This is a genomic window from Arthrobacter sp. Leaf234 (genome assembly GCF_001422665.1).
Lineage (GTDB): Bacteria > Actinomycetota > Actinomycetes > Actinomycetales > Micrococcaceae > Arthrobacter_D.
In genome coordinates this window covers 352,700-372,886 of record NZ_LMLU01000005.1, presented here as the reverse complement: position 1 = coordinate 372,886, position 20,187 = coordinate 352,700, and the positions used below count along the sequence as shown (strand labels likewise).

Here is a 20,187-nt window from a genome sequence, read left to right as displayed (position 1 = left end):
CTCAGTCGACGACCGTGCCCTCCACCGGACCCTCGGTGGAGCCCTTCATCATGGACCTCGCGTTGTGCGAGGTGATCTCGATGGTCTCGAGTGCACGTTCCACCATGCCCTCGTCCTTGCCGAGGTACTCGCGCACGACGCCCACCTGCACCTGGACGATCTTGAAGCTGTGGTCGAGCTTCAGGTCCCTCGCCCTGTCGACGGCCACCGGACCCGCGGGTGACGCACCGGCACCGCCGAACCCGCCGTGCGCCTGGATCCGGTCCGCGGCCTTCCGTGCCGCGGAGCGGAGACTCAGCACCACGTAGCTGAAGATCAGGAGCCAGCCCAGGGAGATGATGGCGACCAACCAGCCGATCACATCGTTCTGGTTGGCCGCGAAGACGACCGCCACGAGGAACACGACCACCATGACGGCCATCCCGGCCGTGCCCATGCGCATGCTCACACCCCGGCCCTGAGGCCGCCCATTGCTTCCAAGAGACTGCATCAGGCCATTCTCCCGCATCGGCCGACCGACCCCCCGGTCTTCCACCGCAGGCGAACTCACAGGGGTTTCGAAGTTTTTTCCCATCCGCTCCCATCCGTGATCGGGATCACCCCGAAGTACAGTCGTGCGCGCCCCACGGTGCGCCTCATTCGCACTATGGAGGACTTTCCCATGAACAAGAAGATGCGCTTCCTCGCAGTACCGGCCCTCGCCATCGGCGCAGTCGCTCTCGCGGGCTCCCCCGCGATGGCCGCTGACGGCTCCTACTCCTCGACCCTCGGCCAGCTGAACGGCACGACCGGCACCGGCACCATCACCCTCGACGTCGTGGGCGATCAGGCCACGGTCAACCTGCAGGTCTCGGGCCTCGCCCAGACCTTCATGGACGCCCCGTACCCCCACGTCCAGCACATCCACGGCGGTGCGGCAGGCAAGTGCCCCACGCCCGCCGATGACGCCAATGGCGACGGCATCGTCAACGTCGCCGAGGGTGTACCCGGATACGGCGCCATCCAGACCACGCTGACCACGTCGGGTGCCACCACTCCGGCAGAGGGCCTGAACCTCCAGCTCGGTGGCCAGGGTGGAACGTACTCGATCCAGCGCACCATCACCCTGGACGCCGATACCCAGAAGTCGCTCGAGGCCGGCGTAGCCGTCGTCGTCGTGCACGGCCTGGACCCGGCGACCGCCGGCGTCTCCTCCGAGGTCTTCGGCAGCCCGTCCGAGATCGCACCCGAGCTCCCCCTCGGCGCGACCTCCCCCGCCCTGTGTGGAACGCTCGTGAAGACGCAGATGGGCGCCATGCCTGCCGGCGGAGCCGACACGGGTGTCGCTACCGAGTCCTCCTCCAACTCCGCGGGCATGATCGCCCTCGGTGGCGGCCTGGTCCTCGCGGCAGCAGCCGGTGGAACCTTCGCAGTGCGCCGCCGCGCAGCACACAACGCATAATCCCTGATCCCACATGATCAGTAGGAACACCGGCCATCGCTGGGGCTTCACGGCCCCGGCGGTGGCCGCCCTCTTTCTCCTCGCCGGCTGCGGATCGGCCGATGCTCCCGCTTCGACGCCGGCCCCGTCGTCGTCCTCCGCGGTGACGAGCGCGGCACCGATCGAGGCACCGAGCCCCGCGCCCACGGCCGTGCCCACTGCCGCTCCGTCCTCCGCGCCCGCTGCGGCACCCGCCCCGGTCGCATCCGAAGGTCCCGACGTCCTTCCCGCCTCCGCCCCGGTCACGCTGGAGATCCCCTCGATCGGTGTCCGCACCGACCTGCTGGCCCTGGGCCTCCGCGAGAACAACAGTCTCGAGGTGCCACCTGACGGACCCGGAGCACCCGCGAGCTGGTACGACCAGTCGCCCACCCCGGGCGACCGCGGACCGGCCGTCATGCTCGGCCATGTCAACGCGACCGACGGTGGCAAGGGTGTCTTCGCCGATCTCCGCGCCCTCAAGGCCGGCGATCGGATCACCGTGGTCCGCGAGGACGGGACGACCGCGGTGTTCGAGTTCCAGCGCGGCGAGGCGTACCAGAAGAACGACTTCCCGACCCTCACGGTGTACGGGAACACGCCCGGCTCTGAGCTCAGGCTGATCACGTGCGACGGCTACAACCCCGACACGGGCGAGTTCGACGACAACTACGTGGTGTACGCCACCCTGGTTCTCTAGGGCCGGCTACCCGGGCGGCATCAGGACGCTCCGACCGGCGGCGGGGCCACAGCCCCGCCGCCGCCGTCGTCCAAGGCAGGACTCCGGATCGATACGGTGTCCCACGTCCTGCGTCCCGGGCGTCCTGACCGCAGACCGCCGGACCTACTTGAGGAACAGCTTCCGCAGCCTGAGGGTGGTGAGCAGCATGCCGACGGCGATCATCACCAGGAAGTAGCTCAGGTGGACCGCCGCGGCAGGGGTGAAGGAGGCGATGCTGATCTGACGCAGCAGTTCCACGCCGTGCCACAGCGGCAGGGCCTGGATGAACCACTGGACTCCCTGCGGGTAGACGCTCAGCGGATAGAAGGTGGCCGAGAACAGGAACATCGGCAGCATCACGAAGTTGACCCACTCCATCTGCTGGAAGGTCTTCATGAAGCTCGTGATACCCATTCCGAAGGACGCGAAGCCGAAGGCGATCACGACGGACGCCGGGATCATGAGCAACGCCACCGGTGTGGTGATGAGGCCCATGAGCGCCATGACCGCGGTGAAGCCGGTGGCATACATGGCGCCGCGCAGGAGGGCCAGGAAGATCTCCCCGATCGCGACGTCCAGCGGACCCAACGACGTGTAGAGCATGCCCTGGTAGAGCTTGGCGAAGTTCATCTTGAAGAACACGTTCCACGTGCTGTCGTAGACCGCCCCGTTCATGGCGGACACCGCGAGGAGTGCCGGCGCGATGTAGGCGGCATAGCTGATCGGCTCACCGTTGGGGCCCTCGACCGACCCGACGAGCGCTCCCAGTCCCACCCCCATGGACACGAGGTAGAGCACGGGTTCGAAGAACCCGGAGACCATGACCAGCCAGTTGCTGCTGCGCGTGGCGAGCAGTCCGCGCGCGATCACGGCCCGGGCGTTACGGGAGTAGAGCGCCGCCAGCGGTCGCCTGGACCCTTCCAGCGCGTAGTCCTGCGCGGTGAGGTGCACGCTCATTTCCCCAGCCTCCTCGCGTACACCGCGCGGGCCAGCTTCAGTCCGACAACGGCGAGCACCACGAGGTACAGCACGTGCACCGCGGCGAGCCAGAGGGGGAGTTCGTAGCCGTAGGTCAGCGCCCGGCCCAGCTCGGTGCCGTGCCACAACGGCGAGATCCAGCCGATCCAGCGGAGGAACACCGGCAGGGTGTCGAGCGGGAAGAAGGTCCCGGAGAACAGGAACAGCGGCGTGACGATGAACCGCATGACGAGCGCGAACTGCCCCTTGTCCTCTTCGATCCGGGCCGAGTAGGCCATGAGCGGGAGCCCGAAGGCGAGGCCGCTCAGCACCGCGACGAGGATGGCCACGGGGCCGGCGGCGGACGGTGAGGCTCCGAACGCCGCGACGATGACGAAGTAGATGATGGTGGTGACCGTCAGCCGGACGGTGACGGCGATGATGTGGCCCTGCACGATCTGGTCGGTGTTCAGGGGCGAAGCGTGCGGGCCGTAGTAGACGCGCCGCCACTTGAAGCCGTCCATCACGGGATAGGTGAACTCGGTGGCCGCGGTCATGATCGTCGCGGAGGCCAGGAGGGCCGGGGCGATGAAGGCGAGGTAGCTGACCTCGCCGAAGGCGCCGGCCGAGTTCCGGTCGACGAGGGTCGCGAGGCCGATCCCCATGGCGAAGAGGTACATCACCGGCGTCCCGATGCTCGAGGCGAGGAGGGTCCACCGGTAACTGTTCATGGACCGCAGGACGTGCTCGGCGTAGTACCAGGAGCCGAACGCGCGCGCCCGGGACGCCGAGACCTCCGGCTTGTGGGCGTGCAGCCGGTACGGCGGAGCCGTCACCGCGCCGTCGGTGGTGGGCACCCGCTCAGTCAACGAGGCTCCTCCCCGTCAGGCGCAGGAAGACGTCCTCGAGCGAGGAGCGGCGGACCAGGGAGGTGATCGGACGGAGGCCCCGCGAGATGACCTGCTCGAGGGCGGCTTCGCCGTCCTGGGCGTAGATGAGGACGCGGTCGGGCAGCGGCTCGAGCCGGGCACCGATGCCCTGCAGTTCGGCGGCGACGGTCGTGTTGCGTTCCGAGCCGAAGCGCAGCTCGAGCACCTCCCGCGTCGAGTGCTCGCGGATGAGCTGAGCAGGGGATCCCTCCGCCATGATCCGGCCCTTGTCGACGACCACCAGCCGGTCGCAGAGCTGCTCCGCCTCGTCCATGTAGTGCGTGGTGAGGATCAGGGTCACGCCGGATTCCTTGAGGCGGAAGAGCCGGTCCCAGAGGATGTGCCGGGCCTGCGGGTCGAGCCCGGTGGTGGGTTCGTCGAGCAGCAGGATCTTCGGCTCGTTGATGAGCGACCGCGCGATGGTCAGGCGGCGCTTCATCCCGCCCGAGAGCGCGTCCACCTTCGCGGACGCCTTCTCCGTGAGCTGCGCGAACTCCAGGAGCTCGTCCGCCTTCGGTCTCAGGTAGCTCATGGGCAGACCGAAGTAGCGGCCGTAGACGAGGAGGTTGTCGCGGACCCTGAGTTCCTCGTCGAGGTTGTCCTGCTGCGGCACCACCCCGAGGTGCGCCCTCACCTCCGGGCCGTGCTCTTCGGGATCGAGCCCCATGATGGTGAGGTCTCCGGAGGTCCGCTGTGACACCCCGCCGATCATGCGCATGGTCGTCGACTTACCGGCACCGTTGGGCCCGAGCAGACCGAAGGACTCCCCCGCGGGGACCTCGAAGGAGATGCCGTCGACGGCCTTGAAGTCACCGTAGTGCTTGCTCAGCTGACGGGCGGAGATGACCGGCGGACCGGCGGAGAGTGTGGGCACTCGCCCAGCCTAGGCGAGAACTCCCATTGGTAGAAGCCAATGGGTGTTGCGCGGACTAGCTGCCGGCAGCCGAACGCTCCGCCGCCTCGACGACGTTGGTCAGCAGCATGGCACGGGTCATGGGCCCCACTCCCCCGGGATTCGGCGACAGCCAGCTCGCCACCGAGGCGACGGCGGGATCGACGTCGCCCGTGAGCTTCGCCCTGCCCGTCTCCGGGTCCTCCACCCGGCTCACGCCGACATCCAGGACGATCGCCCCGGGCTTCACCTGGTCCGCGCCGATCATGTGCGGGATCCCTGCCGCGGCGACGACGACGTCGGCCCGTCCGAGATGATCGGCGAGGTCGGCCGTCCCGGTGTGCGCCAGCGTCACCGTCGCGTTGATCTGCTTCCGGGTGAGCAGCAGTCCGAGCGGGCGGCCGACCGTCACACCACGGCCGACGACGAGCACGTCGAGGCCCTTCAGTTCGACGTCGTGGCGGAGCAGGAGCTCGACGATGCCGTGCGGGGTGCACGGCAAGGGTGAGTCCATCGGCGCGTTGACGTTGAGGACCAGCTTCCCGAGGTTGGTCGGGTGCAGGCCGTCCGCGTCCTTCGCCGGATCGATGCGTTCGAGGATGGCGTTGGTGTCGATATGGGCGGGAAGCGGCAGCTGGACGATGTAGCCGGTCGTGGCGTCGTCGGCGTTCAGCTCGTCGAGGACTGCCTCGAGTTCCTCCTGGGTGATGGTGTCCGGCAGGTCGCGCCGGACCGAGGTGATGCCGACCTGGGCGCAGTCGCGGTGCTTGCCCGCGACATAGGAGTGGCTTCCGGGATCGTCGCCGACGAGGACGGTGCCGAGCCCGGGGGTCACCCCACGCTCGCGCAGGGCGCTCACGCGCTCGGTCAGTTCCTCCTTGATGCGTGCGGCGGTCGCCTTGCCGTCAAGGATGCGGGCGTTGTTCATGGGAGGGATCCTTCTCTGGTCGCTCGTCCAGCTGTTCGAGCAGGAATGCCTTGCCGCGGTCGCAGCAGCCGGTGAAGCAGCATTCCGCGGCGGGGATGTCGAAGTCCGGTGACGCAGCCGCCCTCGAGGAGAGGGCGGCGCGTGGGATCGGATCTACCACTCCTCCTGGCCCGGGTAGAGCGGGAAGTCCGCCGCGAGCGCGGAGACGCGCGCGCGCAGTGCCACGACGTCGGGCGACGGCTTCAGGGCGGCCGCGATGATCTCCCCGACCTCGGTGAACTCGGCGGCGCCGAAGCCGCGGGTCGCGAGGGCCGGCGTGCCGATGCGGAGGCCGGAGGTCACCATGGGCGGGCGGGGATCGAACGGCACGGCGTTGCGATTGACCGTGATGCCGACGGAGTGCAAAACGTCCTCGGCCTGCTGCCCGTCGAGCGAGGAGTTGCGGAGGTCCACGAGGACGAGGTGGACGTCGGTTCCACCGGTGAGGACCGAGACGCCGTGCTCGGCGACGTCGGACCCGGTGAGGCGCTCGGCGATGATGCGAGCGCCCTCGAGGACACGCTCCTGGCGCTCACGAAATTCGGGCGATCCGGCGATCTTGAAGGCCGTGGCCTTGCCCGCGATCACGTGCATGAGCGGACCGCCCTGCTGTCCCGGGAAGACGTTGGAGTTGAGCTTCTTGGCCCATTCCTGCTTGGCCAGGATGACCCCGGAGCGGGGACCGGCCAGCGTCTTGTGCACCGTGGAGGTGACGACGTCGGAGTAGGGCACCGGGCTGGGGTGGACGCCGGCCGCGACGAGTCCGGCGAAGTGGGCCATGTCGGTCCAGAGGAGAGCGCCGACCTCGTCGGCGATGGAGCGGAAGGCGGCGAAGTCGAGCTGCCGCGGGTAGGCCGACCAGCCGGCGATCAGCACCTGCGGCTTCTCGGCGACCGCCTGGGCCCGCACGCGGTCCATGTCCAGGCGGTGGGTGTCCTCCTCGACGCCGTACGCCGCGACCTCGTAGAGCTTCCCGGAGAAGTTGAGCTTCATGCCGTGCGTGAGGTGTCCGCCGTGGGCGAGGGAGAGGCCCATGATCTTGTCACCGGGCTTGATCATCGCGGAGAGTGCGGCGGCATTCGCCTGGGCGCCGGAGTGGGGCTGGACGTTCGCGAACTCTGCACCGAAGAGCGCCTTGACGCGCTCGATCGCGAGGTTCTCGGCGACGTCGACGTGCTCGCAGCCGCCGTAGTAGCGACGTCCCGGGTACCCTTCGGCGTACTTGTTCGTGAGGACACTGCCCTGGGCCTCGAGGACCGCGCGCGGAGCGAAATTCTCCGACGCGATCATCTCGAGGGTGTCGCGCTGACGCGCGAGCTCGTCCCGGAGGACGGCGGCGATCTCGGGATCCACCTCGGACAGGGGCGCGTTGGTGACGGTATCCGCTGCGGAGTGGGACGGGGCCATGGGCGACGTGGTCATCGGTTGATCCTTCTCTGGGTCTCGCACGAGGTCAGCTTGAGTCGCGGGCGGGCGTCGGACCGCTGGTCCGTGCCCCGGCCGCTCATGAAACGTGACCCGCGGCCCAGGCGTGCGATCCGTGGTCTGCACTGGAAGTCCGCGCCGCGCCCGGAGGACGGCGGCAGCTCCACGCCGCTTCCTGGTGGTTGCCCACCCTACGCCAGTCGCGACGCTCCCATGCTAGCCGCTCCCGAGCGGCGACCGCCACGCGATGACGCGGAGCCCGGAATAGTCACCACTGCCCGGCCGTTCGCTGAGAGTGAGCGGGCCCGGAGACCGGGACCGCCAGGAGAGGTGGGACGCGATGGACCGGACAACCCCCGGTGATACGCCGGTGCAGGCGGGCGCAGGGACCGGTGGCGCCGGGCGCGTGCGCGTCCTCGTCATCGGCGCCGGCCAGGCCGGCCTCAGCAGTGCCTACCACCTCCTGCGCCGGGGGCTGGAGGCAGAGCGCGACGTCGTCGTCCTCGATGCGAATCCGGCGCCCGGTGGCGCCTGGCTGCACCGCTGGCCCGCCCTCACCTTCGACGCCGCCCACGCGCTCCACGACCTGCCCGGCCTGCCGCTCGGAACACCGGACCCGAAGGAACCGGCGGCCGATGTCGTGTCCCGCTACTACGGCGCGTACGAGCGGACCTTCCACCTCCCCGTGCACCGTCCCGTCTCCGTCCTGGCGGTGGAGCCGGAGGACGGGCCGGCCGGTTCGTCCGGCCACGGAGACGGACCGCTGCGCATCACGACGACGGCGGGCACATGGATCGCCGACGTCGTCATCAGTGCGACCGGTACCTGGGACCGCCCGTACTGGCCCTACTACCGCGGCCGGGACGTCTTCGCGGGCCGGCAGCTCCACACGCACGACTACCGCTCGGCAGCGGAGTTCGAGGGACAGCGCGTGCTGGTCGTCGGCGGCGGTACGTCCGCGGTGCAGTTCGTCCTGCAGCTCCACGAGGCCGGAGCTGCACCCGTCTGGTCGACACGCCGACCGCCGTCGTTCACGCGCCGCGCCTTCGATCCGGAGTGGGGTCGCGAGGTCGAGGCGGCGGTCAACGCACGGACCGCCGCGGGGCTGCCGCCCGCCAGCGTCGTCTCCGTCACCGGGCTGTCGCTCACGGCGCAGTACCGGGCCGGGATCGACGCCGGGATCCTGGTCTCCCGCGGGCCCCTCGCCGAACTCCGCGAGCATTCGGCAGTCTTCGCGGACGGGTCGGTGGAACCCGTCGACGCCGTCCTGTGGGCCACCGGGTTCCGCGCCGCCCTGGACCATCTCGCACCGCTGCGCCTCCGCGAACCCGGGGGCGGCATCCAGATGGACGGGGTCCATGTGGCGAAGGAGCCCCGACTCCTGCTCGTGGGCTACGGTGCGTCCGCCTCGACCCTCGGGGCCTCCCGCGCCGGACGCGCGGCGGCGGTCGCCGCCGTCACACGGCTCCGCGCGGGCGCCGGGCGGGCAGTGGCCGGTAATCTGGCGTAGGTGACCTCCCCCGAGACCTCCCGTCCGCCCTCGTCCTACTCCCTGACGCTCTCCTGCCCCGACAGGCCGGGAATCGTCCACGGCGTCTCCGGCGCCCTCGTGGGACTCGGCGCGAACATCACGGAATCCCAGCAGTACGGCAGCCCGGAGACGGGCACGTTCTTCATGCGCGTCGCCCTGACCACGGAGGCGTCCGCGGACGCGCTCCGCACCGCCCTGGAACCGGTGGCCCGCGAGTTCGGCATGGAGTGGTCGCTCAACGAGGCCTCCCGCCGGACCCGGACCCTCATCATGGTCTCGAAAGCAGCGCACTGCCTCAACGACCTCCTCTTCCAGCACCGCTCGGGCACCCTCGCCATCGACATCCCCGTCATCGTGTCGAACCACCGGGACCTCGAGGACCTCGCCGCCTTCTACGGCATCGAGTTCCACCACATCCCGGTCACGCCGGAGACCAAGGACGAGGCGGAGGACGCACTGCGTGCGCTGATGCGGCAGCACGACATCGAACTGGTGGTCCTGGCGCGGTACATGCAGATCCTCAGTGACCGGCTCTGCGGGGACCTCCTGGGCAGGGCGATCAACATCCACCACTCGTTCCTGCCGTCCTTCAAGGGGGCACGGCCCTACCACCAGGCCCATGCCCGCGGCGTCAAGCTCATCGGTGCGACAGCCCACTACGTCACGGGTGCCCTGGACGAGGGCCCGATCATCGAACAGGAGGTCATCCGCGTGGACCACGCGCGGACGGCCGAGCAGCTCACCGCGATCGGCCGGGAACTCGAGGGCCGCGCCCTGGTGCAGGCCGTGCAGTGGCACGCGGAACGGCGCGTCCTCCTCGACGGCCGCAGGACCATCGTCTTCAACTGATCGTCCCGCCGCCGCGGGAGGGGTCGCCTAGGCTGGCGGCATGGCCAACCACACCTTCCGCGGCAGGACTCCCCGCGTCTCCGACTCCGCCTTCGTCGCCCCCACCGCCTCCCTCATCGGGGAGGTGACGATCGGCGGGCACGCGAGCGTGTTCTTCGGCGCCACCCTGCGCGCGGACACCTCCTCCATCAGCGTCGGGGAGGGGACGAACCTCCAGGACAATGTGGTGGTGCATGCCGATCCGGGTTTCCCGGCGCGCATCGGCGACCGCGTCAGTGTCGGCCACAGTGCCGTGGTGCACGGCTGCACCATCGAGGACGACTGCCTGATCGGCATGAGCGCGACCGTCATGAACGGCGCCGTCATCGGTACCGGCTCCCTCGTGGCGGCCGGCGCCGTCGTGCTCGAGGGCACGGTGGTCCCGCCCCGCTCCCTGGTCGCCGGTGTCCCCGCGAAGGTGCGCCGGACGCTGGACGACGGCGAGGTGGACGGCGTCCGAGCGAACGCTGCCGACTACAGGCTTCTCGCCCATGAGTACCGCCAAGCGTTAACTTCTTGACTACAAGCGGGAGCTACGGCACCCTTGGGATCATGCCCGCAGACTCCCCCTCGACGGCGAGGACAAGCCTGAGCGCCCCGCTTCCCAAGCCGGGCTCCCAGTCCGCACTGCGCGAGCAGAACCAGCAGCGCGTCATCGCGGCACTGATGAGCGGCGGGCCGCAGACCCAGGCCGAACTCTCCCGGCAGACCGGCCTCTCGACGGCGACGGTCTCCAACATCGTCAAGGTGATGGCGGCGACCGGCATCGTCAGTACCGCACCCACCACGAGTTCCGGCCGCCGCGCCCTCTCGGTGATCCTCAACGACAACGGGCAGGTCGCCGCGGGGATCGACATCGGGCGCCGCCACCTCCGGGTGGTCCTCGCCAGCCCGAACTACCGCGTGCTGCAGGAGGCGTCCGTCGCGCTCCCCCTCGGGCACAGTGCAGTCGACGGACTGACCGCGGCGTCCGACCTCCTGGATTCCCTCCTGGAGAACGGGGGCATCCGCCGCCGCGCGCTCCTCGGTGCCGGGATCGGCATCCCCGGGCCGATCGACAGGCGCACCGGAACCGTGGTGCAGGGCGCCATCCTGCCGGAGTGGGTCGGCATCAACATCCACGAGACCTTCAGCGAACGACTGCGGGTTCCCGTCTTCATCGACAACGACGCGAACCTCGGCGCCCTGGCACAGGTGACCTGGGGCCCACACAGTGCTGTCGACAACCTGATGTTCATGAAGGTGGGATCGGGCATCGGTGCCGGGCTGGTGCTGAACGGCTCGCTGTACTACGGCAACGTCGGGGTGACCGGCGAGCTGGGCCACACGACCATCAACGAACAGGGTGTCATCTGCCGGTGCGGCAACCGCGGCTGCCTCGAGACGGTGGCATCGACGTCCACCATGATCGAACTCCTCGGCCGGGGCAGCAACGAGACGGTGGACACGCAGCGGATCATCGACTGGGTGCTCGCCGGTGATACCGCGGCGCTGCGCGTGATCGACGACGCCGGCGTGGCCATCGGCCGCGCACTCGCGCACATGGCGAACCTCATCAACCCCGAGACGATCGTCATCGGGGGGCCCCTGACCGGTCTCGGGGAGATCCTGCTGGAGCCCGTGCGGCGTGGCCTCGCCCGGCACGCCGTGCCGATCATCGGTGACACGACGAACGTCTGCATGTCCTCGCTCGGCGATCGCGCCGAAGCCCTCGGAGCGGCCGCCGTCGTCCTGGCACAGCAGGGGCTCGCTCCCGCGCTCGCCAGCTCAGCCTGAAGTTTTCCTCTGTTTTCTCCGTGCTTTGTGTTCAACAGTTGACGACAAGGCATACCAGCGTGTTCAATTCTTTCGGGTCGAGGTTGGCCTGCACCAAGACAACGCCGTCGCCGCGGGAGGCCCCATGAACAACCACACCATCCTGGAGATGCGCTCCATCACCAAGGAGTTCCCGGGAGTCAAAGCCCTCTCCGACGTCTCGCTCGAGGTCCGGGCCGGCGAGATCCACGCCATCTGCGGCGAGAACGGTGCCGGGAAGTCCACCCTCATGAAGGTGCTCTCGGGCCTCTACCCCTACGGCGACTACTCCGGCGACATCGTGTTCCAGGGCCAGGAGGTCCAGTTCAAGGACATCCGCTCCAGCGAAGCGGCCGGGATCGTGATCATCCACCAGGAACTCGCGCTGATCCCCGAGCTGTCCATCGCCGAGAACATCTTCCTCGGGAACGAGCCCACCCGGTTCGGCGTGATCGACTGGGACTACGTGAACCGGACCACTCTCGAGCTGATGGCCCGCGTGGGGCTCCGCGAGGACCCGATCACGAAGGTCAAGGACATCGGGGTGGGCAAGCAGCAGCTCGTCGAGATCGCGAAGGCACTCAACAAGTCCGTGAAGCTGCTCATCCTCGACGAGCCGACGGCGGCCCTCAACGAATCGGACTCCCAGCACCTGCTGGACCTCATGTCGGGCCTGCGGTCCAAGGGGATCTCCTGCATCATGATCTCGCACAAGCTCAACGAGATCGAGCAGATCGCCGACTCGATCACCATCATCCGCGACGGCAAGTCGATCGAGACGCTTCACGTCAAGGACGACGGCGTCGACGAGGACCGCATCATCCGAGGCATGGTGGGCCGCTCGCTCGAGTCGAGGTTCCCCGACCACACGCCCAACATCGGCGAGACGTTCTTCGAGGTGCGCGGCTGGACCGTGGCCCACCCCACCGTGGCGGACCGCCTCGTCTGCAAGAACTCGAGCTTCCACGTCCGACGTGGCGAGATCGTCGGCTTCGCCGGGCTGATGGGCGCCGGGCGGACCGAGCTGGTGCGTTCGGTCTTCGGCCGCTCCTACGGGAACTTCAAGTCCGGGCAGATCCTCATCGACGGCAAGGAGGTGACGCTGCGCTCGGTGCCCCAGGCCATCAAGGCCGGCCTCGCCTATGTCACCGAGGACCGCAAGTCGCTGGGACTGAACCTCCTGGACGACATCAAGACCACCACGGTCTCGGCCGACCTGCAGCGCATCACGCACGGCCTCGTCGTCGACAAGGACGAGGAGTTCCGCGTCGCCGAGGAATACCGGAAGTCGCTGCGCACCAAGACGCCGAGCGTCAACGAGGGTGTGGCCAAGCTGTCCGGCGGGAACCAGCAGAAGGTGGTCCTCGCGAAATGGATGTTCACCGACCCCGATCTGCTCATCCTCGACGAGCCCACGCGCGGGATCGACGTCGGTGCGAAGTACGAGATCTACGGCATCATCCAGAAACTGGCGGACCAGGGGAAGGGCGTCATCGTCATCTCCTCCGAACTGCCTGAACTGCTCGGCCTCTCCGACCGCATCTACACGATCTTCGAAGGCGCCATCACCGGGGAACTGACCCGCGAGGACGCCAATCAGGAGTCCCTGATGAAACGCATGACCGCCAGCCGAACCGCTGCCTGACCGACGCTCCTAGGAAAGACACACCATGAATTCCTTCAAACAAATCTTCGGCGGGAACACCCGCCAGTTCGGGATGATCTTCGCCCTGGTCGCGCTGGTCGTGTTCTTCCAGTGGCAGACCGGCGGCAAGACACTCACGTCCGTGAACATGATGAACCTGTTCAACGGCAACTCCTACATCCTGATCCTCGCCATCGGCATGGTGCTCGTCATCATCGCCGGGCACATCGACCTCTCGGTGGGCTCCATCGCGGCCTTCGTCGGCATCGTCGTCGCCATCGCGATGCGTGACTGGGGTATCCCCTGGTACCTCGGCGTCCTCCTCGGCCTCGTGCTCGGTGCGGTCATCGGCATCTGGCAGGGCTTCTGGGTGGCCTACGTCGGCATCCCGGCCTTCATCGTGACCCTCGCGGGGATGCTCCTGTTCCGGGGTGCCAACCAGTCGGTCGGCAACTCCCTCACCGTGCCGGTGCCCGAGGGCTTCCGCTACCTCGGTGCGGGCTACCTCCCCGAGGTGGGACCGGATCTCGGCTACAACAACCTGACCCTGCTGATCGGCTTCGCACTCGTCGCGTTCGTCGTCTACAGCGAAGTCCGCGGCCGTCGCAAGCTCGAGAAGATCGGCGCGACGGTGCCCCCCACCTGGGTGCCCATCGTGAAGGTCGTCCTGCTCTCCGCCGTCATCCTGTACGCGACGTACCTCTTCGCGACGGGCCGTCCGGGCACCTCCTTCCCCGTCCCCGGCCTGATCCTCGGCGTCCTGGTCATCATCTACGCGTTCATCTCGAACAAGACCATCCTCGGCCGCCACGTCTACGCCGTCGGCGGCAACCGTCACGCCGCCGAGCTGTCCGGCGTGCAGAGCAAGCGCGTGAACTTCATGGTCATGATGAACATGTCGATCCTCGCGGCGCTCGCCGGGATGATCTTCGTGGGCCGGTCCACGGCATCCGGGCCGTCCGACGGCGTCGGATGGGAACTGGACGCCATCGCGGCGGTCTTCATCGGTGGCGCGGCCGTGACCGGCGGCGTCGGCACCGTGGTCGGTTCGATCATCGGCGGACTCGTGATGGCCGTCCTCAACAACGGCCTGCAGCTGCTCGGAGCCGGCGCCGACGACACCCAGATCATCAAGGGCATCGTCCTCCTCGTCGCGGTCGCCTTCGACGTCTACAACAAGAGCCAGGGCAAGCCGTCGATCATCGGCCTGCTCACCAGGAACTTCGGCGGAGGTGGCGGCAGCCGAAAGGCCGACGCCGAAGCCCCGAAACCCGCTCCCACGGAGCAGGCCGTCGGAACGAAGGAAGTCATCTCCCACGACGTCTAGGCGCCCGCCACTACCGGGCACCCGGACCCAATGCTCCACCCGTCCACCAGAGCACGAGCAACAGAAAGAGAAAGCAATGCGTAAGTTCGCAAAGTCCTTCGCAGCGATCGCTGCGATTTCAGCACTGGCGCTGACCGGCTGCGGTCGCGAAGAAGCGGCCCCGGCCACGGAAGGCGGAGAATCCGCCGCTGCGACGGGCTTCGAGGCAGGTTCCTCCATCGGCGTCGCACTGCCCCAGAAGACCTCGGAGAACTGGGTCCTCGCGGAGAAGCTGTTCAACGACGGCCTGACCGAGGCCGGCTACGAGCCGGACGTGCAGTTCGCCAACGGCGGTGTCTCCGAGCAGCAGAACCAGATCAGCTCCATGATCACCAACGGTGTGAAGGTCCTGATCGTCGGTGCCATCGACGGCGCCCAGCTCGGCACCCAGCTCGCGCAGGCCAAGGAGGCCGGCATCACGGTCATCGCCTACGACCGCCTGCTCCTGAACACCGACGCGGTCGACTACTACGTTGCCTACGACAACTTCAAGGTCGGCGAGCTGCAGGGCCAGGCCCTCCTCGACGGCATGAAGGCCGCCAAGCCCGAAGGCCCCTACAACATCGAGCTCTTCGCCGGATCACCCGACGACGCCAACGCGAAGGTCTTCTTCGACGGCGCCATGAGCATCCTCCAGCCCGAGATCGACAACGGCAACCTCGTCGTCGCCTCCGGGCAGACGACCTTCGAGCAGGCTGTCACCCAGGGCTGGAAGGCCGAGAACGCCCAGAAGCGTGCGGACACGCTGCTCTCCGGCAGCTACGGCTCCACCGAGCTCGACGGCGTCCTCTCCCCCAACGACACGCTCGCCCGTGCGATCCTGACCTCCGTGGAAGGTGCCGGCAAGACCCTGCCGGTCGTCACGGGCCAGGACTCCGAGGTCGAGTCCGTGAAGTCCATCATGGAGGGCAAGCAGTACTCCACCATCAACAAGGACACCCGCGCACTCGTGGAGCAGTCGATCACCATGGTCGGCAACCTCCAGGCCGGCGAGGAGCCCGAGATCAACGATCCCGACTCCTACGAGAACGGCGTGAAGACCGTTCCCGCATTCCTCCTCGAGCCGCAGATCGTCACCAAGGACAACGCGGCGGACGCCTACGCCGACGACCCCACGCTGTCGGCGATCACGAACCCGTAGTCCAGGTTCGAGCGACAGCAGTTTTGAGGAGATGCCCCGGCTTCGGCCGGGGCATCTTTTCGTGCACCGGCCGGAGGGAAGGATGCACGCGAGTGCGGTTCCTCGCCCATCCGGCGCAGGCCGATGGACGCGGCACCCGTCAGCGGCAAGGATAGGTCCATGAACCCTCAGACCAGAATCGCCGTTCCCCCCTGCGCGGAAGCAGGCGCCCCCAGCCCGATCACGGCGACGGGCCGACCCCTGAAGTGGGGCGTCATCGCCACCGGCGGCATCGCCTCCAAGGTCACGGCGGACATCGCCCTGCTCGAGGATGCCGTGCTCCACGCGGTCAGCTCCCGCAGTGCCGAGAGCGCAGCAGCCTTCGCCGAGCGCTTCGGCTTCGCCACCAGCTACGGCAACGACGGCGACGTGGCCGGCTACCAGCGCCTCGTGGATGACCCCGACGTCGACGTCGTCTACATCACCACGCCGCACGGGCAGCACTACGACGTTGCGAAGGCTGCACTGACCGGCGGCAAGCACGTCCTGTGCGAGAAGCCCTTCACGATCAATGCCGTCGAGGCCGAGGAACTCGCCGCCCTCGCCGCCGAGCGCGGACTGTTCATGATGGAAGCGGTGTGGACCCGCTTCCTGCCGAGCGTGAACCGCGCCTGGGAGATCATCCACGCCGGCGAGCTCGGTGACATCCGGTGGGTGCAGGGCGATCTGGGCTTCGCGGCGCCGGAGGATCCGACGAGCCGGCTGTGGGATCCGAAGGCCGGAGGCGGCGCCCTCCTCGACCTCACCGTGTACCCGCTGACCTGGGCGCTCGGCTCGCTCGGCTTCCCCGATTCCGTGTCTGCGGTGGGCACCCTCAACGACGACGGCGTCGACCTGCAGGCTGCGGTCACGCTCAGCTATGGGAACGGAGCCTATGCGCAGCTGTCGTCGTCGTTCATCGCGTCCTGCCCGGGTCAGGCCACCGTCTGCGGGTCCGAGGGCTGGCTGAAGACCGGCGGCGGACCGCTGCACAACCCCCGGGAACTGACGATCAATGCAGGGCCCGACAAGGTCCGCGTGGAGCACTTCGAGCAGGTGGGCGCCGGGTACACCTACGAGCTGCGCGAGGTGACCCGCTGCATCCAGGAGGGCCTGACGGAGAGCCCGACGATGCCGATCAGTGACACTCTCAGGACCATGCACCTGCTGGATGACGTCCGGGCGCAGATCGGGCTCCGGTACGCCAACGACGACGCCTGAGCCAACCGGCGCGCCGAAGGACGGGCCCCCGCAGCCACTGCTGCCGGGGCCCGTCCTTTCGTTCGTCCCGTCAGATCCGCCTAGACGGATGCCCTGCCGCGGCGCGCGAGCACCAGCCCACCCAGGCCACCGAGCACCAGGAGCGAGCCGAACAGGACGATGTGCTGCTCGGCGAAGCCCGTCGAAGCCAGCGCCGTCGGGGCGGTGACTGCCCCCGCCGCCTGGCCGGCTGTCTTGCCGGGTGACAGCGACGCGGCCGCAGCGGTGACCTTCACGGTGCCGCTGGCGACCGAGACGGTGCCCGGTGCAGGTGTACCTGTTCCCGTGGGGACTGATCCGGGGGTCGTGGGGCCCGTGGGGGCCCCGCCGGTACCCGGATCTGCGGGATCGGTCGGGGTGGTCGGCGTCGTCGGACTGGCCGGGGTCGTCGGCGTGGTCGGAGTCGTCGGAGTCGTCGGAGTCGTCGGCGTCGTCGGGGTGGTCGGCGTCGTCGGGGTGGTCGGCGTCGTCGGCGCCGTCGGCGTCGTCGGAGTCGTCGGCGTCGTCGGCGTCGTCGGCGTGGTTGAGCCCGTCCCGCACTCGGTGTTGCTATCCCCAATCAGGGTGAGTCCGTTGCATCCGATCACGACCGGCACGGTGATCACCGGTGTGATGACGTTCCCGTCGAGGATCCCGCCGTCCAGGATGCCCCCGCCGGTGTTTCCGCCGGTGTTTCCACCGGTGTTTCCACCCGTCGTGCCCCCGGTCGAGCCGGTGGTGCAATCCGAGGAGCTGTCACCGATCAGGCTCACGCCATTGCAGCTGACATTCACCGGAACGGTGACCACAGGAGCGATCACATTCCCGTCGAGGATCCCGCCGTCCAGGATGCCACCGCCGGTGTTCCCGCCGGTGTTTCCGCCGGTGCTGCCACCCGTCGCGCCCCCGGCTGAGCCGGTGGTGCAATCCGAGGAGCTGTCACCGATCAGGGTCACGTCATTGCAGCTGATATTCACCGGAACAGTGACCACTGGAGCGATGACATTCCCGTCGAGGATCCCGCCGTCGACGTACTCACCGGTCGGACCCCCCACGGTCCCACCCGTGCTGCCACCCGTCGTGCCCCCGGCCGAGCCGGTGGTGCAATCCGAGGAACTGTCACCGATCAGGCTCACGCCATTACAGCTGACATTCACCGGAACAGTGACCACAGGTGCGATGACATTCCCGTCGAGGATCCCGCCGTCGACGAGCTCACCGGTCGGACCCCCCACGGTCCCACCCGTGCTGCCACCCGTCGTGCCCCCGGCCGAGCCGGTGGTGCAATGCGAGGAGCTGTCACCGATCAGGGTCACGCCATTGCAGCTGACATTCACCGGAACAGTGACCACAGGTGCGATGACATTACCGTCGAGGATCCCGCCGTCGAGGATCCCGCCGTCGAGGATCCCGCCGTCGACGAACCCACCGGTCGGACCCCCCACGGTCCCACCCGTGCCTCCGGTACCGGTCGAACCCGACGTCCCGGTCGACGATGAATCCCCGACCACCGACACCGAATTCCCCGACACGTTCACGGGCACCACGATCTCAGGAGAGATCACGTTCCCATCCAGCAGACCCCCGCCGAGGAGGCTGTTCCCGACTGGGGCCGGGGCAGGCACCGGGGCAGAACCGCTGGTCGAACCGGTCGAACCCGACGTCCCGGTCGACGATGAATCCCCGACCACCGACAGCGAATTTCCCGACACGTTCACGGGTACCACGACCTCCGGAGAGACCACGTTCCCGTTCAGCAGGCCCCCATTGAGGAGGCCGCCGTCCAACAGACCGTCGGATGAGCCCGCGAGGCCTGGAGAGGCGCCGGATGAGGCGCCGAGGGCCACCGCGGTGATGTCGATGATCGCCCCGCTGGTCGTACCCGCCTGCAGTGGCGCAACGATGGCGGCGGCAAGGCCTGCCTCCGCCCCCGCTGTGAATATCCCGGTGGTTGGCGCCGTCAGTGATGTCGTCGACGATGATGACAGGTCCGCAGCTGTCGCTGCTCCTGCTCCGAGGACGACGACACCCCCGGCTAGGAGGACTCCGTAGAGGCCTCGCTGCACGCATGTACGCATGATGTTCTCCCTGGTGATGAAAGTGGTGTGGAGGTGCGTGTGGCACCGTGAGCCGTCAGCCGCGCGAGAGCACGGCGAGGCCACCACTAATCGGGAGAAGAGCCGGGATCGAAACTGGGGCCGGACGGAAGGTCAGCGTTCGCGGGGTGACCGCGCCGTCCGGTCAGCAGGAGGACGACGAGGAATGCGGCTGCAGCGAGTGCCGCGAGCGGTGCCGCCGAACCCGCACCCGTCATGGACGACGTCCCGCCCGAGAAGGACGACAGGACGGTCGGGAGGGCCCCGGACGTTTCGTCGGTCGAGGCGACCCAGGCGGTCAGGGTCGCGCCCGCAACGCTGGTGAGTGGCTCGACCAGACGCTCGAGAACGGTCGATACCGGGGCCGAGGGAACGAGGTCAGCGGGAAGAGAGCCAATCGCTCCGATCGCCGCAGGGGTCGCGATCCGGCTCGCCGCCTGCGCGGGATCGGCCGAGGCGTCCCTGGTGACCGGAGTCTGCGCGGAGCCGGCAGTCGGCACGGCCGGCTCCGGAACTGCGACGGCTTCAACCGGTTCGGCGGGGACGGGCGCCTGCGGCACGACGGCGACAGGAGCGGTCACCACCGGGGACGGCAGCACGGCGACCGGCGGTACGGCCACTGGCACGGGCAGCGCCTCGACCACGGGGGCCACGATATCGGTCACGGGAGCAACGACCCCGAGTACGGGCTCGACGACGCCACCGACGGCGCCGTCCACGATGCCGGTCACCGGCGTGGTGATCCCGGTGACCGTTCCCGTCGGAACGATCTGTCCGACGACGGGCACCTGCGCAAGGGTCCGGTCCACCGTCGTCGTCACGGGTGACAGCACCGAGCCGACAGGCTCCGAGAGAAGCTGGGGCACGCGGGCGGCGACGTCACTGACGAGCGGAAGCACGGGTGTCTGCTGCAGACCTGTCGCGGCCACCAGCGGGGCAGCGGGCTCTGTGACAGCAGCGAGGGCGGGAGCCGCCGTCGTTTCGACGACGTCCGTCACGGACCCGAGCAGGCCGCGCTCGGCGGGGAGGTCGGCGGCGGAGGCGCCCGACGCACCGAGGGCCATCCATCCGAGGGCACCGGCGCCGACGAGGAGTGAGAGGCGCACAGAGGTGGCGAGA

General features: G+C 68.5%; 18 protein-coding genes. 10 read left to right on the top strand and 8 right to left on the bottom strand.

All coding sequences use genetic code 11. The features are described 5' to 3' along the window. Position 1 precedes the first annotated feature (1 nt). Positions 2 to 490, bottom strand: a complete 489-nt coding sequence (locus tag ASF21_RS09550; RefSeq protein WP_055770762.1) for a hypothetical protein — start codon at positions 488 to 490, stop codon at positions 2 to 4. A 171-nt stretch (positions 491 to 661) separates the two neighbouring features. On the opposite strand from ASF21_RS09550, the gene ASF21_RS09545 reads away from it, so the two are divergent. Continuing rightward, complete coding sequence (locus tag ASF21_RS09545) at positions 662 to 1,441, top strand: hypothetical protein (protein ID WP_055770055.1); 780 nt, start codon at positions 662 to 664, stop codon at positions 1,439 to 1,441. A 13-nt stretch (positions 1,442 to 1,454) separates the two neighbouring features. Continuing rightward, positions 1,455 to 2,159: a class F sortase gene (locus ASF21_RS09540; RefSeq protein WP_055770052.1), complete on the top strand. Its 705-nt coding sequence runs from the start codon at positions 1,455 to 1,457 to the stop codon at positions 2,157 to 2,159. A 144-nt stretch (positions 2,160 to 2,303) separates the two neighbouring features. On the opposite strand, the gene ASF21_RS09535 is transcribed toward ASF21_RS09540, so the two are convergent. The 5 genes from ASF21_RS09535 to glyA form a co-directional block, all read right to left on the bottom strand. Further along, on the bottom strand, positions 2,304 to 3,137 hold the full coding sequence (locus ASF21_RS09535) for an ABC transporter permease (RefSeq protein WP_055770049.1): 834 nt from the start codon (positions 3,135 to 3,137) through the stop codon (positions 2,304 to 2,306). Continuing rightward, entirely contained in the window at positions 3,134 to 4,006 is an 873-nt protein-coding gene (locus ASF21_RS09530) for an ABC transporter permease (RefSeq protein WP_055770046.1), read from the bottom strand. Before ASF21_RS09530 ends, ASF21_RS09535 begins: the two co-directional genes overlap by 4 nt. After that, positions 3,999 to 4,940: an ABC transporter ATP-binding protein gene (locus ASF21_RS09525; protein ID WP_055770042.1), complete on the bottom strand. Its 942-nt coding sequence runs from the start codon at positions 4,938 to 4,940 to the stop codon at positions 3,999 to 4,001. Before ASF21_RS09525 ends, ASF21_RS09530 begins: the two co-directional genes overlap by 8 nt. A gap of 55 nt (positions 4,941 to 4,995) precedes the next feature. Beyond that, positions 4,996 to 5,886, bottom strand: coding sequence for a bifunctional methylenetetrahydrofolate dehydrogenase/methenyltetrahydrofolate cyclohydrolase (locus tag ASF21_RS09520; protein WP_055770039.1), 891 nt, complete (start codon positions 5,884 to 5,886; stop codon positions 4,996 to 4,998). Between the two features lie 153 nt (positions 5,887 to 6,039). Continuing rightward, positions 6,040 to 7,347: a serine hydroxymethyltransferase gene (gene glyA, locus ASF21_RS09515; protein WP_321166891.1), complete on the bottom strand. Its 1,308-nt coding sequence runs from the start codon at positions 7,345 to 7,347 to the stop codon at positions 6,040 to 6,042. 343 nt (positions 7,348 to 7,690) lie between these two features. On the opposite strand from glyA, the gene ASF21_RS09510 reads away from it, so the two are divergent. The 8 genes from ASF21_RS09510 to ASF21_RS09475 all read left to right on the top strand — a co-directional run bounded on the left by ASF21_RS09510 (position 7,691) and on the right by ASF21_RS09475 (position 16,954). Further along, positions 7,691 to 8,860 carry an FAD-dependent oxidoreductase gene (locus tag ASF21_RS09510; protein WP_082471408.1) on the top strand — a complete coding sequence of 390 codons (1,170 nt, stop codon included), beginning with the start codon at positions 7,691 to 7,693 and terminating at the stop codon, positions 8,858 to 8,860. Next, positions 8,861 to 9,730: a formyltetrahydrofolate deformylase gene (gene purU, locus ASF21_RS09505; protein WP_055770035.1), complete on the top strand. Its 870-nt coding sequence runs from the start codon at positions 8,861 to 8,863 to the stop codon at positions 9,728 to 9,730. It begins immediately after the preceding gene. Between the two features lie 40 nt (positions 9,731 to 9,770). Then, entirely contained in the window at positions 9,771 to 10,289 is a 519-nt protein-coding gene (locus ASF21_RS09500; RefSeq protein WP_055770032.1) for a gamma carbonic anhydrase family protein, read from the top strand. Positions 10,290 to 10,321: 32 nt separating this feature from the next. Beyond that, positions 10,322 to 11,545, top strand: a complete 1,224-nt coding sequence (locus ASF21_RS09495) for an ROK family transcriptional regulator (protein ID WP_055770029.1) — start codon at positions 10,322 to 10,324, stop codon at positions 11,543 to 11,545. A 124-nt stretch (positions 11,546 to 11,669) separates the two neighbouring features. After that, a complete protein-coding gene (mmsA, locus tag ASF21_RS09490) occupies positions 11,670 to 13,208 on the top strand; it encodes a multiple monosaccharide ABC transporter ATP-binding protein (protein ID WP_055770027.1) in 1,539 nt (512 codons plus the stop codon). A 25-nt stretch (positions 13,209 to 13,233) separates the two neighbouring features. After that, positions 13,234 to 14,535 (top strand): multiple monosaccharide ABC transporter permease, encoded by a 1,302-nt coding sequence (gene mmsB, locus ASF21_RS09485; protein ID WP_055770024.1) that lies wholly within the window; start codon positions 13,234 to 13,236, stop codon positions 14,533 to 14,535. Between the two features lie 76 nt (positions 14,536 to 14,611). After that, positions 14,612 to 15,715 (top strand): sugar-binding protein, encoded by a 1,104-nt coding sequence (locus ASF21_RS09480; protein WP_055770021.1) that lies wholly within the window; start codon positions 14,612 to 14,614, stop codon positions 15,713 to 15,715. Positions 15,716 to 15,874: 159 nt separating this feature from the next. Further along, on the top strand, positions 15,875 to 16,954 hold the full coding sequence (locus ASF21_RS09475; RefSeq protein WP_055770018.1) for a Gfo/Idh/MocA family protein: 1,080 nt from the start codon (positions 15,875 to 15,877) through the stop codon (positions 16,952 to 16,954). 80 nt (positions 16,955 to 17,034) lie between these two features. On the opposite strand, the gene ASF21_RS09470 is transcribed toward ASF21_RS09475, so the two are convergent. Together ASF21_RS09470 and ASF21_RS09465 are read right to left on the bottom strand one after the other, a co-directional pair. Beyond that, positions 17,035 to 18,537, bottom strand: coding sequence for a hypothetical protein (locus ASF21_RS09470; RefSeq protein ID WP_157365833.1), 1,503 nt, complete (start codon positions 18,535 to 18,537; stop codon positions 17,035 to 17,037). 599 nt (positions 18,538 to 19,136) lie between these two features. Next, a complete protein-coding gene (locus tag ASF21_RS09465; RefSeq protein WP_055770011.1) occupies positions 19,137 to 20,174 on the bottom strand; it encodes a hypothetical protein in 1,038 nt (345 codons plus the stop codon). Between the last annotated feature and the right edge of the window lie 13 nt (positions 20,175 to 20,187).